This window comes from Sporomusaceae bacterium ACPt (assembly GCA_041428575.1).
GTDB classification, from domain to species: Bacteria; Bacillota; Negativicutes; order Sporomusales; family Sporomusaceae; genus Sporomusa_D; species Sporomusa_D carbonis.
Genome location: CP155570.1, coordinates 1,778,012 through 1,792,983 on the forward strand (window position 1 = coordinate 1,778,012; position 14,972 = coordinate 1,792,983).

Sequence of the window (14,972 nt, forward strand, 5' to 3'; positions counted from 1 at the left end):
TTTCTACAATGTAAAGCCGCCGTACTCTGACAGGGCGTGTTTGCAGACGCAGTCAGTATCAGGCTGTAAGCGTTCTATCCCGGCCATAATGAGTTTTTTTATGTTCTCGGTATTAGCCTGCATGGTTTCCAGCACTTCGTGATGGGTTAAAGGCTGGGGTGAGATGCCGGCGGCAAAATTAGTAACCATGGATACGGTAGCGTAGCACATTTCAGCTTCTCGGGCTAGCACAACTTCGGGGACATTGGTCATGCCCACAACATCACCGCCCAACTTGGCAAACATAGTAATTTCTGCCGGTGTCTCAAATCTTGGACCTTCTGTGCACACATAGGTACCTTTTTGATGGATGGATATAGCGAGGTCTTTGGCGGCATCAGCCAATACAGTACGCACTGACGGGCAATAGGGTGTTGTTACATCAACATGAACAACCCCCCGCTCTCCGCCTTCATAAAATGTTGTTACTCTGTTTTTTACAAAATCCATGAATTGATCAATAAGTACAAAATCGCCTGGTTTCATTGCCGGGTTGAGCGAACCGACGGCAGTTGTCGCAATGATATTCTGAACACCTAGCTTTTTCATGGCCCAGATATTAGCCCGGTAATTGATTAAATGCGGTGGAATGGAATGGTTACTGCCGTGGCGAGGGATGAAGGCAACTTCTTTGCCGGCATATTCGCCGCTTTTGAAGCGTACTACACCATACGGTGTGGCAATTTCTTGTTCACGGATGTTGTTTAGAATCCGGGGATCATATACACCGGTTCCGCCGATGATGGCAATCTTCATTATTTATCACCCTGTCTGTTATTTTTCTATGAGACAAATATCAAGTAAATCATTAATAGTTTCAAGTACATAATCAGGTTGTTCGGTCAGTAAGTTTTCCCAGTCGATACGCGTCCAGCGGACTGCTGCTGTTTTAACTCCTGCAGCCCGGGCGCTAGCCAGGTCAAAAGGGCTATCTCCGACCATCAGGCATTCTGATGGTGAAAGTTTTAATTGCGCAAGCGCCAAAAGCACAGGTTCAGGGTCGGGTTTGTGTTTTTGGCACTCTTCGTGGCCAATGACTACGGGGAAATATTTATGCATATCAAATAGCCGGAGCCCCCTGATCGCCGTGCTTTTTGTTTTCGATGTAACTATTGCCGTTAGTATGCCCGCATTATAGAGTTTGTGAATTGCCTCAGGAACTCCGGTGAAACCGGTGGTAAGTTCATCATGATGGTTAAGATTAAACTCCCGGTAAGTTTTAATTAATTCATCAACTTTATCAGGACCATAATGCTCCATGGCAGCTTTGAGCGGTTTGCCAAAAAAGGCGTATATCTCTTGCAGGCTTAGTATGCGGTCATAATGCTGTTTAAAAGTATGCTGAAATGAGCGGATAATTAATTCAGATGTATCGATAAGTGTGCCGTCTAAGTCAAATAAAAGTCCTTTAAATTTCACTTTAGCCTCCTAAAGCTTGTGTATTAGCTCAGAAAAAACAGGAGCCTGCCAGAGGCTCCTGTTTAAAAAGCGTCCCAACCAGCCGCGAAGGCCTTAAGGTTAACGTCCAGAACCTTTGCCGGCACTGTATCGGTAATGGCTTGTTCCCACAACTTACGGTCGAAATTTAACAGTTTGGCAGCCACTCCCAAAAGAACTACATTAAGAGCCTTAACTTGCCCCAGCTCTTTGGCTAGAGCCAGGCCGTTCAGACGTATTACCTTAGTTTTGGTTGCGGCCAGACGTTCGTAAATATCCTGAGGATATTCGGCAGCGCCAATGATAACCGGCGTGGGGGGAATCTCCTGGTCATTGACGATTACCGTGCCGCCCGGTTTGAGGTAATCTGCCCATCTAAGTGCTTCTAACTTCTCAAAGGCAATTACAATGTCTGCTTGTCCTTTTTCAACTAAAGGCGAATACACTTTATCAGCAAAACGGACATATGTAACAACGCTGCCGCCGCGTTGAGCCATACCATGGACTTCAGACTGCTTGACATCAAGTCCGGAAAGAAGAACGACTTGGCCTAAAATTTTACTGGCCAGCAATGTACCTTGCCCGCCTACGCCGACTATTAAAATATTTACAGTTTGTCCATGGCTAGGCATTGACAGCACCTGCCTTTCCGATTGCCGAGAATTTGCACACCTGGACACATACAGCACAGCCGTTGCATAGCGTTTCATTAATAACCATTTTGCCGTTGCGGTTTTCAATCGCCGGACAACCAAGTTTGAGGCATGACTTACAATATGTACAAACGTCACCGGCAATGGTATAAATGTCACGGGCAGATTTATCAATGAGCACGCATGAGCGTTTAGCAATAACAACCGCCGGTTCGCCGCAGGTAGTGGCAGCTTTGAGCGCGGCTTCAACTTCAGCAAGGTTATAGGCATTGACTGTCCATATGTTAGTTATGCCACAGGCTTTAACAAGCGCTTCAATATCTATCTTATAGGTTGGCTCATTTTTTACCGTGAAACCGGTTGCCGGATTGTTCTGGTGACCGGTCATGCCGGTAATAGAGTTATCCAAAATTACGACAGTAAGTATGCCCCTATTATATACTACGTCCATTAGCCCTGTTACTCCGGAATGTAAGAAAGTCGAATCACCGATGGTGGCTACTACTTTTTTGTCAGGCATAATTTTGGACATGCCCAAGGCATTGCCAATGCTTGCACCCATGCAAATACAGGTTTCCAGTGAATTAAGCGGCGGCAATACCCCCAGGGTATAACAGCCGATATCGCTAGTAACAATGGCCCCCAGTTTATTAATGGTATAAAATATACCGCGGTGCGGGCAGCCCGGGCATAATACCGGCGGTCTCACAGGCACATCATGAGTTGTGATGGAAACAGGCAAAGTGTGACCAAGTAATTTTTCTTTAATAATGGCGGCACTTAATTCCCCGATACGCGGAAATACTTCCTTGCCGATAACGTTTAATCCCAGAGCTTTGATTTGCTCTTCGAGGAACGGTTCGCCTTCCTCGATTATGTATACTTTTCGGTGTTGAGCGATAAAATCTTTAATTAATCCTTCCGGTAAAGGAAAGGTGAGGCTGAGTTTTAGATATGTGGCGCGGTCTCCTAACGCTTCCTTGGCATATTGATAACCAATACCGCTGGTGATGACGGCAAACTCCTGTCCGTTCCCTTCCACCCTGTTACCGGGGAAAGTATCTGCAAATTCTTTTAGCCGTTTAAGCCTTTCTTCCAGTGAAATGCGAAGTTTTCTTGCATTGGCCGGAATTATCACAAATTTAGAGACATCTTTTTTATAGGGTTTTAGTGCCGCTTCACGTCGCTCACCCAGTGTAACGAGTCCCTTGGAATGTGATATGCGGGTGGTAGTCCGGAGTAAAACCGGCACGTCAAACTTTTCACTAATATCAAAACCGGCAATTGTATAGTTTTTAGCCTCCTGACTATCAGATGGTTCCAAAAGCGGCATTTTCATAAACTTAGCATAATAGCGGTTATCTTGCTCATTTTGAGAGCTATGCATACCAGGGTCATCGGCTGAGACTAAGACAAAGCCGCCGTTTACGCCAGTATAGGCTAGCGAGAACAGTGGGTCAGCCGCTACATTTACTCCTACATGCTTCATAGCTGCTAAACTGCGAGCGCCGGCAAAACATGCTCCTTGCGCAACCTCAACTGCTACTTTTTCATTGGGGGCCCATTCACAGTAGATTTCTCTATATTGGGCAATGTTTTCCAAAATTTCCGTGCTGGGAGTTCCCGGGTAAGCACAGGCGGCTCTAACGCCAGCTTCATAAGCGCCGCGGGCTATTGCTTCATTTCCTGAAAGTAACTTTTGAATAACGATTCACCCTCTCCTATGATATTACAGTAAAAATTCAAGATTATTGTAAAAATCCCTGCCTAACCAGTTACTGTAAAATTATAAATTTACGCCAATAAATCCGCCAAGTGCTCCGGCTAAGCTACCGGCAGCAAATTTATTACCTAGCATTAGCCAAGACACCTGTTCTTGACCTAATTCCAGGCCAACTCCTACCGAAAATATCACATATATTATTCCTACAGTACAACCGATAATTAAACCTTTGGCTTCTATTTGTTTTGTTGCGTAGACACTACCAATAAAGATGCTTGTCGTGGTAACTGCAACCATAATATATTCAAGATATGTTTCAATGAATCTATTGTCAGATAACAGGCTTACTAAGGAAAGAAATACGGCACAAGTAAGTGAGACGGTAATGCTAACCACGACTCCTTTAAATATAGCCATAGATATATTGGTGTTACGTGGAGTCTGGGGATAATTTCGTGTCCTCCGGGAAATTTTGGCCATAATACTCCCTCCTGCCAAAAATCTTTTACTGTAAATTTATGCAATTAATAGCCAAATATACCGGACAAAGATATAACATTATAACTCCCAAGTCTCCAATAAGTTCATTATCCTGTAATTGGTTAAGTCAAAATGAACAGGTGTAACTGAAATTTTACCGTTTCGCACGGCTACAATATCACTATCAGAATCGTTTTCAGTTTCAGAAACAGAGCCGCTCATCCAATAGTAAGTGCGGCCTCTGGGGTCCTGGCGCCGCTCAAAAGTATTTTCATAATTACGGACACCTAACTTTGTTATCGCGATTCCCTTCAGTTGTTTTTCCGGTAGGGCCGGCACGTTGACGTTAAGCAGAGTATTAGGTGGTAAACTCCGGTTAATCATTGTCTCGACTATTTTTCTTGCGACTCTGGCTGCCGGCCCGAAATCAATTGGTTGCCAGCTGTCCAGTGACATAGCGACAGCCGGCAGGCCATGCAATGCACCTTCGATAGCTGCGCTGACGGTGCCTGAGTATAATACATCTGTCCCCATATTTGAGCCTTGGTTAATACCTGAGACAACAATATCCGGTTGGTCGTCGACCATTAGCGCTTCTAAAGCCACTTTGACACAGTCGGTTGGTGTGCCGCCAACCCTCCAGGCGCAAATATTCTGATTATCAATACAATGCTTATCTACCCATATGGGATGGTGCACCGTAATAGCCTGGCTGGACGCACTTTTTTCGCTGTCTGGAGCTACTACGGTGATTCTGGCTATTTGTGACAATTCCTGCCATAGAGCTCTTATTCCCGGTGCCTCGATCCCATCATCATTGGTCAAAAGTAAATGCAAAAGCATACCCTCCCACCATTATAATTGCCCCATAAACTTATGGGTTTGCGGAATTACCCGGACATTCTTAAGAATAGCAAGCGCGTGCTCCTGGTACATAAGCAGGGTTTCCGGTGTAACAGGTTCGCAACCGTTTATGGGTGTTACCGGCTGCAGAATCAGCGGGATCTCGGAACTGACTGATGCCACCAAATTGACTGCTTGCTTAATTTCAGTTTCTTTCGTTTGGCCTGTAACTACAACCTTTACGAAAACCTCTTTGTCCAATGCCAGCCGCAAAAATTCGTAATGTTCCTGCCAATATGATTTACCGGCAATACTGGGCAGTTTAATATCCATGCTAATAATATCTACGTACGGCAATACTTCGGCAAGTCTGTCAGGCAGGGTACCGTTGGTTTCTAGATATATAGGTGCATTCAGTTGAGGGGCTAGTTTAATAATTGAAGCTGCCTGACAAAGCGGTTCGCCCCCTGTAAAACTAATTGAATGATGCCGAAAAGTTAATAGTGAATTAATAACCTGTACAAGGTTTTCAAGTGATAGCGGATTACTTACACTGATAAAATTCCGCTTACCTGCGGTGCGTTCAACTAATGCAAACTGACACAGCTGGCGTGAGTCTGGTGTGTCACAATAGGTGCAAGCCAAATTACAGCCGGCAAACCGCACAAATACTTGCCTTGTGCCGACATATAGCCCTTCACCCTGAATGGAAGAAAATACTTCAACAACATGTGCCATGGTCTACCCCTGCGGACAGTATTTGACCGCTGACCGGGGTGACTCCCATACCTGTACGCAACGGACTTTGATGTCTTGTTGAAATACGGGGTTATTAGCCAGTGTGTCATATATATATTTTGCAATGTTTTCAGCAGTCGGGTTTGTCATTTTAAAAGCCGGGATATCGTTGAGGTAATAATGGTCTAGAGTTTCAATTACTTTACTTACTTCAGCTTTAAGCTCCTTAAAATCCATAACCATACCAAGGTGGTTAAGCTTATGACCGGTAACAGTCACTTCGACTTTCCAGTTGTGACCGTGCAAGCGGCAGCATTTGCCAGGGTAATCAGGTAATCGATGGGCAGCCTCAAATTCGGCAATTATCGTCAGATCGTACATTTTTACGCCTCCTTTATACAATAGGTTTATCAGTCATTCAAGAAATATACTGCAGGTGTTTAGCTATATGAAATCCAATAAAGATTTTTTTCTAGGCGTGTTGTTAGTAACGCTCCACCGCTGGCGCTTGACTTACGCTTATACTAACAACACGCCTGTAAATCTTTATTGGATACTATAGTTAGCAGCATGCTATCCATCGTCCTCGCAAGTCGGGAATCAACAGGCTATAACCATCGCACCCCTAACGGGAAAGTTCGCTGGACTTGGACTGTCCCAAGCCCTTCGGATGCCGGTAAAACAACTTGTGCTCGCGGGTATAGTGCTAATTATAATTGTATTATCAGATGTAAAAAAAGATGAGTGTTAACTCACCTTTTATTTGATGGCTTGTTTGCTTAAGAGGTTTTCCTTGGAGAACTCGTCAGAATTGTTTAGCAGTATATCACGATAGCTAAGACTGCGGGTATGCTGAGTGTGGCTCCAATTCCGGTCATTGCGGTGCAAATAGCCTAAGAAGGTAATTGGTATCCAACTGTATACAAATAATGGATAGAAAATCATATATAACCAAGATTTCCAATGGGCGCGGATTTTTGCCAGAACAATCATCGGGAATACATATTGACCAACTGCAATAATAGTCCACACTTCAATCGGGAGAACCATATAAAGAATATTAGTGTAAAATGGAACAATGTGATATAAATAGCTTAATAAAACAAAAACGGTTGATAGTATCAGAAAATGCGGTTGGAATAAATGGAGAACACCATCGAGAATTCTGATATCACGTCTCTTTATTCCTTCAGCCAGTAATTTAGGTATAAAACGGTTAGCACAGTCGAAATGTCCCTGAGCCCAGCGTTTGCGCTGATTCCAGGATTGCTTGAAGGTAAGCGGCTTTTCATCGTATACAATGGCATCATGAGCCCACGTAGTGCGAATGCCATTAAGCAATACTTTCATGGTAAATTCCATGTCTTCAGTCAGGCAGGTAGCACCCCAGCCATACTTTTTGAGAATGTCGGTCGATATACACATTCCCGTACCGCCCAGAACGCTTGATAAGCCCAGGTTATATTTGGCCAAATGCCAGATATGGTTTACTACCCAAAACGAGATGGCAAAGGTTGCGGCAATCCACGTGTCATTAGGATTTTTGGCGTCCATATAACCTTGAATTACTTTTTCACCCTTACACAGGCGGTTATTCATTTCTTTGAGAAAGTTTGGATCAACTAAATTATCAGCATCAAATACAACAACGGCGTCATAATGGCGGTTTAACCCAAACAGCTTCTCAAACATCCATTCCAACGCATAACCTTTGCCGCGTTGTTCAAGGTTAAAACGCTCATATACTATGGCTCCGGCATTGCGGGCAATCTGGGCTGTATGATCCTTGCAATTGTCGGCAACTACGTAGATGTCGTAAAGTTCCTTGGGATAATTAAGAACATGCAGATTTTCTACCAATTGACCAATTACCTTCTCTTCATTGTGGGCTGCAACGATAACTGCAAACGTATTTTTCGGAGTAGTTATTTTTTCTTCGCGTCTTTTACAAATACCAAAGAAGGCAATGATAAAATAATACAGAGTAAAAAACACAATGATGAGTTGCATTGGAATCATTATATAATCAAAAATATAGTTCATGGATTATTCTCCTTACAAAATCCTGCTCATCAAGAAAAAATTCGGTTTTACAGGATTTATTTGCCAGTTTTCCGGATAACTTTTCATATAAATAATATGCATAAAATTTGACGCAATGATTTGTTTTTCCTGCAACTTAACCAAAATCTAACATACCAAAGTTTAACATTGGGTTTAGATGGCTAGGCTGCAGAACGCCGGTCAAACAGGCCAAAGATAGTATTTAAGATTCCGAATAAAGCGTAGGAAAAGAACAGGACAAACAAAATGGCGTTCATATTGAGGAATAAAATATATCCGCTTAATAATAAGGTAAGAACGACCGGAATGATACGAATTGGTTCACCTTTACCCTTAAAATCCGGATATTTTATAGTACTGACCATGAGATAGGCAAAAATGACAACCATTAATGGAAACAACCAACCTGACGGCTTCATGTTGAGCATTACAAATGTGGCTACAACACAGCCGGCGGCTGGTATCGGCAATCCCATGAAATATCCTTTGACTTTACCGGTGTTGACATTAAACCTGGCTAACCGCAAAGCGCCACAAGTAGCAAATGCGGCTGCTACAACATAACCGGTGATGCCGAATTCTTTGAGCATAAAGTCATAAGCCAAAATAGCAGGAGCTACGCCAAACGATACCAGGTCACAGAGCGAATCAAGCTCTTTACCAAATTCACTACTTACGCCAAAGTGCCGGGCAACACGCCCATCCATACCATCAGCGATCATAGCGGCTACAATAAATAGTGTTGCGCGCAAAAATTCACCTTGAAGCGTGGAAATAATGGAAAACATGCCTAACACTAGGTTAAATGTTGTTAATATATTAGGAATAGCACTTCTCACTCTTCCGTTAACCTCCCTATTATCGTTTTTCCGCCTTTTACTCTGTCCCCCTTTTTCACTAGGATATCTACTGTCGTTGGTACAATAAGTTCCGTACAGGAACCAAATTTAATAAGACCGTAACGTTCACCCTGCTGCAATATGGTTCCTAATGTCACCCAGGAAACGATGCGGCGGGCCAGAATACCGGCAATTTGCGTTACCAATACCCGCATTTTGCTATTTTCCAAACCAATAGCATGACGCTCGTTTTCGCAAGCTGCCGATTCTTTATAGGCAGGTTTAAACCTGCCGCAAGTATATTGCTGAAATTTAATTTCACCGCTTATAGGGCTGCGATTAACATGAACATCAAACACTGATAAAAAAATTGTAACTTTGATACCGTCCTCATTAAGAAACTGGTCATCATACACTTTGCAGACACTCATTACTTTGCCGTCAGCAGGCGATACGATTAAGTTATCATCATTAGGCACAGTACGGTTGGGATTACGAAAAAAGAAGGTAACAAAAGCCATTAGCACCCCGGGAATAATACTCCAGTAAGGATTGATGGCCAAGGCGACAATAACCGTAATTAGCCCAAGCACAGCAATATATATGTATCCCTCTTTAACAATAGGGTTTTTTACCATTTATCCACCTCCTGCTCAAAACCTCCTCTATATTACTCAACAAAAAACCAAGCTCATTATATCAGTATAATATACTGAGGTTACTTTGTCTAACATTTTTTGCCTAGCATGATTTTAATGGCAAAACGCGGCAAGGCCATCATCCTGATTATTCTTTGCGGCTGACATATCAGGCGGAATAGCCATTCTAGATTAATACGCTGCATCCAGAGCGGGGCGCGCTTAACAGCGCCGGCCATAACGTCAAATGTGCCGCCCACTCCCATGCATACCGGAACATTAAGTTTTTCCAGATGTTTGGCCAGCCATTTCTCCTGCTTGGGGACTCCCAAAGCTACTAATAAAATATCAGGTTTTGCCGATTGAATACTTTCGATAATGGCCGGTTCATCTTGTGCAGAAAAAAAGCCGTGTCTTGTTCCGGCAACATTAAGGCCCGGATATTGTTTTAAAGCAATGTTTTTTGCTTTTTCCACAATGTCCGGCTGACCGCCAAACATAAAGACGCGATACCCTTTAGCGACTGCTTTTGCCAGCAGATTTTGCGCCAGATCATAACCTGTCACCCGCTCCGGCATAGTATATCCTTGGTGACGCGCTGCCCATACAACACCGGCTCCGTCCGGCACCACCAGAGCGCATTGGCGGAGAATAGCGGCTAATTCTTGATCTTCTTGTGCCATCATAACCATTTCGGCGTTGGCTGTAGCTATTAAATGCGGTGTTTTTTCGGCAATATACTGCTCAATTTTGGCTACTGCTTCGGACATGGTTACAGTGTCAATCATTATGTTTAAGACAGTTGCTCTCGTACCCACTGAAAAATGTTAGCTCCTTAAACTGTTTTTTACTATCCTAGCACATTGTACCATAAGTTTAAAATGACGGCAATCTTGACCAAGGCCATTTCCAAAATGGTTGTTGCCGTTGTTCCTGTTGGCTTGGTTGTTGTGGCTGAGGTTCACCTGGTGCTGGCAATATTTTGGCCCGGTTATCTGCTGCTATCGGCTGGGTACCGCGAATGAAGGCGCTGTACTCAGTCTCTTTGCAGCCAGGCCCTGCCAGTTTTCCTGAGTTTGCACAAATTGGAATGCCGGTTATAACGTTAGGGGGAATAATAAAATCAGTAGGTGGGGTTCCTGATACGATTTTCGAGACCATCTTGCCCCACAGTGCCGAAACCTCAGTCCCCGAAATTCCCGCCGGCTGCCGGTTGTCGTTGCCTACATAAATACCAACTAGTATGTCAGGAGTATAGCCGATAAACCATGCTGTTTCATAGTTATCAGTAGTGCCGGTTTTACCTGCGGCCGGGCGGCCAAGGTTAGCCGGTGTAGCTGTGCCGTCTTGGAGTACACCTTTAAGCATATCTGTTAAAATATAGGCAATTTCGGGTTTAAGTACTGACTGCTGAACTACTCTGCCTTCTTCAAGTACCTGATCGTTTTCGTCAAGCACTTTTAATATGGTTACAGGCTTGGATAACACACCGCCATTAGCAAAGGCAGTATATGCGGCTGCCAGTTCCCACAGGTTTGTCCCTTGAGTTAAACCGCCTAACGCTGCAGCCAAATTGTTGTCCTCCGGTGTCAGTGTACTGATTCCCATAGCTTTGGCAAGGTTCAAAGCCTTGTCAATGCCTATTTGATTGGCTAGCTTTACGGCAACCACGTTAACTGACCAGCGCAAAGCCTTTTTAAGAGTTACTGGCCCACGGTATTTCTTGTCATAATTTACCGGTGAATAACCATTAAAATTAACCGGTTCGTCAACAATAACTGCATTGGCGGTAAGTCCCTGATTTAGAGCTGCCGCGTATAGAAATGGCTTAAACGCAGAACCGGGTTGCCGAACTTCGGTAAATACACGGTTTACTTGACTTTCTTCGTAATTGCGCCCGCCAACCATGGCTTTAACATAACCGTACTTCGGATCAAGCGCGAGAACGGCTCCCTGCAACTGTCCTAAAACGGCTTCGGCTGCCTGCTGCTGTTTAATATCAAGAGTGGTATATACTTTGAGCCCGCCCTTATACACCCGGTTGGCGCCATAACGGCCTACTAACTCATTAGCAATATAGTCGAGAAAATAAGAAGCTTGTACTACCCGTTTTTTTTTGCCGGCAAGTTTAATGGGTTCAGTTTTAGCCAGCTCGGCTTCCTGTTCAGTTATATACCCTTCCTTTACCATGCTTGCAAGCACTACTGCCCTGCGTTCCAAAGCTGCATTCACATCGACGTATGGCGAATAAATATTTGGCCCACGAGGCAGTCCGGCTAACATAGCGCTTTCTGCCAAAGACAAGTCTCGGGCGTGTTTGCCAAAGTACATTTGGGACGCAGCTTCTATGCCATAAGCTCCTTCACCAAAATATATTTGGTTTAAATATGCTTGAAGAATTTCTTGCTTAGAAAACTTTCGTTCAATAATTATGGCCAGTAACGCTTCTTTGAGTTTGCGAATGAACGTACGTTCTTGGGTTAGAAACATGTTTTTTGCCAATTGCTGGGTTATTGTGCTGCCACCTTCGACTAAGCTGCCAGTGCGAATGTTTACCACTATGGCACGGAGAACTCCGATAGGGTCAATACCAAAATGATTGTAAAACCGGGTATCTTCATTAGCTATGATGGCCTGTTGAACATATGGCGACATATTGCTAATGGGTACGACAATTCGGTTTTCTTCAAAAAGCTTAGAAATTAACTGTCCGTTTATGTCAAATACTTGGGTAGCAGATATAAGGTTCAAATTTTCTAAATTGTTAGTTTCCGGAAAATCTAAAAACGACGCATAGCTGATGCAGGCTGACATTGACAATAAAAGGGTCAAAGAGATTATTTTAATCATGGTGTTTTTCATTCAGGCACACGCTCCTCTTAGAAATAGTATCCCCAAGGTATTGTAGTTTTACATGCAGGAATAGTACGTTGCACGGAGAATATACGAATTTTAGACACAGTTCATCAAATTATTTAAACAGGAGCGCTTACATGAAGAACAAGTCGAGGTTATTTCAGTACTTTTGTGGATTTAGCGCTGTATGTCTTACACTACTAGTGTCATCGCCCCTAGCCTTACTTGCATTTTATGATTCCAAGTCTGTTGTGCCGGTAGCAGGTGCGTCAGTGTATCAAGACTCTCCTTCGCCTAAAACTATGTATACATTGCCGGATACCATAGCAGATGCCTATTATATGAATGAAAATCCCGAAAATCCGCCACTATCAGTAAAGCCGGTATATGACGTTTTTACCGTGCAGGAACGGCAAACAAAAGGCTTATCATTGGAACTTCCTAAAGTTAGCCCTTATTATGCATCAAAAGTAGTCTGTCTTACCTTTGACGATGGACCTGATCCTGAAAATACTCCTGTTGTCCTTGATATCTTAAAAAGCCACGGCATAAAAGCAACTTTCTTTGTCGTAGGCACTCAGATTGAAAAACATCCTGATGTTTTACGGCGTGTTTATCAGGAAGGTCATGCTATTGGTAATCATTCCTATAATCATGTATATCGGGAGCTTTACCAGTCAGCTAATACTTATGTTTCCCAATTGCGCCGTACTGATGATATCATCAAAAAAGTGATTGGGGTGCGGCCGCGTATTTCCCGTGCTCCTGGCGGTTCGGCGGGCAGCTTTACTAAAGAGTACTGGGAAACTTTAAGTAAGTTAGGTTATGTCGAAGTGGGCTGGAATGTCAGTTCAGGCGACGCTTCTAACGCAAAAGCCGGACGTATTTTTAATAATATTGTTACACAAATGGATAATAAGAATTTATGGAGTCATACTATTGTGCTTATGCACGATGGAAGCGGTCATGGCGAAACAGTAAGAGCCTTGCCTGACATTATCAAATATTATAAAGACAGGCAGTTCGAATTTCGGGTAATAAATCTTGAGACACCGCCAGCCTGGTGATGATTGTTAAATAAAAATGCTTTGGACATAGTCCAAAGCATTTTTATTTAAACACTATAGTTTGGAGATTCTTTAGTTATGCTAATATCATGCGGATGGCTTTCCTTGAGACCAGCGCCGGTAATGCGGATGAATTGGGTTTTGGTAATAAGTTCTTCTATGTTACGTACCCCGCAATAACCCATGCCGGCACGGAGGCCACCGATCAACTGGAACACTGTATCAGCCACAGAGCCTTTATAAGGTACCCGGCCTTCAATTCCTTCAGGTACAAGCTTATCCATGTTTTCCTGGAAGTACCGGTCTTTACTGCCTTCAGCCATTGCGCCCAGCGAGCCCATGCCACGATATACTTTGTAGCTGCGGCCTTGGTAGATAATTGTTTCTCCGGGACTTTCTTCGGTGCCGGCAAGCAGGTTGCCGATCATTACTACCTGGGCGCCGGCAGCAATAGCTTTGGTTACATCACCTGAGTACTTGATGCCGCCATCGGCAATGATCGGCACATTATATTGACGAGCAGTTGTAGCGCAGTTATAGATTGCTGTAATTTGTGGTACACCGATACCGGCAATAACGCGGGTGGTACAAATCGAGCCAGGTCCAATGCCAACTTTAACAGCGTCAGCGCCTGCTTCAATCAGATCACGAGTAGCTTCGCCGGTGGCAACATTACCGGCGATAAGATCAACATGCGGAAAAGCGTTTTTAATTTTCTTGACGGCTTCAATGACGCCCCGGGAATGCCCATGAGCAGTATCAACAACAATGACGTCAACTTTAGCGCTAACGATGGCTTCGACACGGTCCATCATATCTGCCCCGACGCCGATAGCCGCGGCAACTAGTAAGCGTCCTTTTGCGTCTTTAGCCGAGTTAGGGTATTTTTGGGCTTTTTCGATATCTTTGATGGTAATGAGCCCTTTTAAGTTGCCAGCAGTATCAAGTAGCGGCAGTTTTTCAATCCGGTGTTGCCGCAAAATTTCCTTGGCTTCAGTAAGCGAAGTTCCGACAGGTGCGGTAATCAGGTGTTCTCTGGTCATACAATCGGCAATCTTACGGCTGAGATCAGTTTCAAACCGTAAGTCGCGGTTTGTCAGGATACCGACTAGTTTGCCATGATCAGTGACAGGCACCCCTGAAATGTGGTACTTTTCCATTAGGTCATGGGCATCTTGTAGTGTGTTGTTGGGAGACAAGAATATTGGGTCAACTATGATACCGTGTTCAGAACGCTTAACTTTATCAATTTCGTTAGCTTGGCGGGCGATGGGCATATTTTTATGTATTACCCCTATGCCACCTTCGCGCGCCATGGCAATAGCCATACGGGCTTCAGTAACAGTGTCCATGCCGGAGCTAATGATAGGAATATTAAGCTTGATGTTTTTAGTCAAATATGTAGATACTTCTACTTCCCTGGGAAGAACTTCCGATTTTGCGGGTATAAGCAAAACATCATCAAAAGTTAATCCTTCGGGGCCAAATTTGTTGTCAAACATTGACTAAGCTCCTTTCAAAACTCATTCAGTAATTAGGTATTTCTCAATATAATAACATAAATAAACTTGCCAAATCTACCACTTTTTATGTGG

Annotated in this window: 15 protein-coding genes; 1 reads left to right on the top strand and 14 read right to left on the bottom strand. The window is 43.7% G+C overall.

Going from position 1 to position 14,972, the window contains the following annotated elements; all coding sequences use genetic code 11:
- Positions 1-3 precede the first annotated feature (3 nt).
- The 13 genes from mtnP to SCACP_RS09045 form a co-directional block, all read right to left on the bottom strand.
- A complete protein-coding gene (mtnP, locus tag SCACP_RS08985) occupies positions 4-795 on the bottom strand; it encodes an S-methyl-5'-thioadenosine phosphorylase (RefSeq protein ID WP_425060994.1) in 792 nt (263 codons plus the stop codon).
- Between the two features lie 18 nt (positions 796-813).
- Entirely contained in the window at positions 814-1,458 is a 645-nt protein-coding gene (gene ppaX / locus SCACP_RS08990) for a pyrophosphatase PpaX (protein WP_425060995.1), read from the bottom strand.
- A 62-nt stretch (positions 1,459-1,520) separates the two neighbouring features.
- The gene (locus SCACP_RS08995; protein WP_425060996.1) at positions 1,521-2,108 is read right to left on the bottom strand and encodes an indolepyruvate oxidoreductase subunit beta; all 588 of its coding nucleotides are present in this window, start codon (positions 2,106-2,108) and stop codon (positions 1,521-1,523) included.
- The gene (gene iorA / locus SCACP_RS09000) at positions 2,101-3,840 is read right to left on the bottom strand and encodes an indolepyruvate ferredoxin oxidoreductase subunit alpha (protein WP_425061367.1); all 1,740 of its coding nucleotides are present in this window, start codon (positions 3,838-3,840) and stop codon (positions 2,101-2,103) included. Before iorA ends, SCACP_RS08995 begins: the two co-directional genes overlap by 8 nt.
- A 75-nt stretch (positions 3,841-3,915) precedes the next feature.
- On the bottom strand, positions 3,916-4,332 hold the full coding sequence (locus tag SCACP_RS09005; protein WP_425060997.1) for a TIGR04086 family membrane protein: 417 nt from the start codon (positions 4,330-4,332) through the stop codon (positions 3,916-3,918).
- Positions 4,333-4,410: 78 nt separating this feature from the next.
- Positions 4,411-5,169: a 5'/3'-nucleotidase SurE gene (gene surE / locus SCACP_RS09010; protein WP_425060998.1), complete on the bottom strand. Its 759-nt coding sequence runs from the start codon at positions 5,167-5,169 to the stop codon at positions 4,411-4,413.
- Between the two features lie 18 nt (positions 5,170-5,187).
- Positions 5,188-5,913: a 7-carboxy-7-deazaguanine synthase QueE gene (locus tag SCACP_RS09015; protein WP_425060999.1), complete on the bottom strand. Its 726-nt coding sequence runs from the start codon at positions 5,911-5,913 to the stop codon at positions 5,188-5,190.
- 3 nt (positions 5,914-5,916) lie between these two features.
- Positions 5,917-6,294 carry a 6-carboxytetrahydropterin synthase QueD gene (gene queD, locus SCACP_RS09020; protein WP_425061000.1) on the bottom strand — a complete coding sequence of 126 codons (378 nt, stop codon included), beginning with the start codon at positions 6,292-6,294 and terminating at the stop codon, positions 5,917-5,919.
- A gap of 378 nt (positions 6,295-6,672) precedes the next feature.
- Positions 6,673-7,956, bottom strand: coding sequence for a glycosyltransferase family 2 protein (locus SCACP_RS09025; RefSeq protein WP_425061001.1), 1,284 nt, complete (start codon positions 7,954-7,956; stop codon positions 6,673-6,675).
- Between the two features lie 182 nt (positions 7,957-8,138).
- Positions 8,139-8,816, bottom strand: a complete 678-nt coding sequence (pssA, locus tag SCACP_RS09030; protein WP_425061002.1) for a CDP-diacylglycerol--serine O-phosphatidyltransferase — start codon at positions 8,814-8,816, stop codon at positions 8,139-8,141.
- Complete coding sequence (locus SCACP_RS09035) at positions 8,813-9,454, bottom strand: phosphatidylserine decarboxylase family protein (protein WP_425061003.1); 642 nt, start codon at positions 9,452-9,454, stop codon at positions 8,813-8,815. Before SCACP_RS09035 ends, pssA begins: the two co-directional genes overlap by 4 nt.
- Positions 9,455-9,543: 89 nt before the next feature.
- Entirely contained in the window at positions 9,544-10,272 is a 729-nt protein-coding gene (locus tag SCACP_RS09040) for a WecB/TagA/CpsF family glycosyltransferase (protein ID WP_425061004.1), read from the bottom strand.
- 58 nt (positions 10,273-10,330) lie between these two features.
- Positions 10,331-12,316, bottom strand: coding sequence for a transglycosylase domain-containing protein (locus SCACP_RS09045; protein WP_425061005.1), 1,986 nt, complete (start codon positions 12,314-12,316; stop codon positions 10,331-10,333).
- A 131-nt stretch (positions 12,317-12,447) separates the two neighbouring features.
- On the opposite strand from SCACP_RS09045, the gene SCACP_RS09050 reads away from it, so the two are divergent.
- On the top strand, positions 12,448-13,377 hold the full coding sequence (locus SCACP_RS09050) for a polysaccharide deacetylase family protein (RefSeq protein ID WP_425061006.1): 930 nt from the start codon (positions 12,448-12,450) through the stop codon (positions 13,375-13,377).
- Positions 13,378-13,424: 47 nt separating this feature from the next.
- Here the strand turns inward: SCACP_RS09050 and guaB are convergent, their stop codons facing one another.
- Entirely contained in the window at positions 13,425-14,879 is a 1,455-nt protein-coding gene (gene guaB / locus SCACP_RS09055) for an IMP dehydrogenase (protein WP_425061007.1), read from the bottom strand.
- Positions 14,880-14,972: the final 93 nt, after the last annotated feature.

Coding starts and splice junctions, on each gene's coding strand:
- mtnP (WP_425060994.1), bottom strand. CDS start 795: ATGAAGATTGCCATCATCGGCGGAACCGGTGTATATGATCCCCGGATT.
- SCACP_RS08995 (WP_425060996.1), bottom strand. CDS start 2,108: ATGCCTAGCCATGGACAAACTGTAAATATTTTAATAGTCGGCGTAGGC.
- SCACP_RS09005 (WP_425060997.1), bottom strand. CDS start 4,332: ATGGCCAAAATTTCCCGGAGGACACGAAATTATCCCCAGACTCCACGT.
- SCACP_RS09015 (WP_425060999.1), bottom strand. CDS start 5,913: ATGGCACATGTTGTTGAAGTATTTTCTTCCATTCAGGGTGAAGGGCTA.
- queD (WP_425061000.1), bottom strand. CDS start 6,294: ATGTACGATCTGACGATAATTGCCGAATTTGAGGCTGCCCATCGATTA.
- SCACP_RS09025 (WP_425061001.1), bottom strand. CDS start 7,956: ATGAACTATATTTTTGATTATATAATGATTCCAATGCAACTCATCATT.
- SCACP_RS09035 (WP_425061003.1), bottom strand. CDS start 9,454: ATGGTAAAAAACCCTATTGTTAAAGAGGGATACATATATATTGCTGTG.
- SCACP_RS09045 (WP_425061005.1), bottom strand. CDS start 12,316: ATGAAAAACACCATGATTAAAATAATCTCTTTGACCCTTTTATTGTCA.
- SCACP_RS09050 (WP_425061006.1), top strand. CDS start 12,448: ATGAAGAACAAGTCGAGGTTATTTCAGTACTTTTGTGGATTTAGCGCT.
- guaB (WP_425061007.1), bottom strand. CDS start 14,879: ATGTTTGACAACAAATTTGGCCCCGAAGGATTAACTTTTGATGATGTT.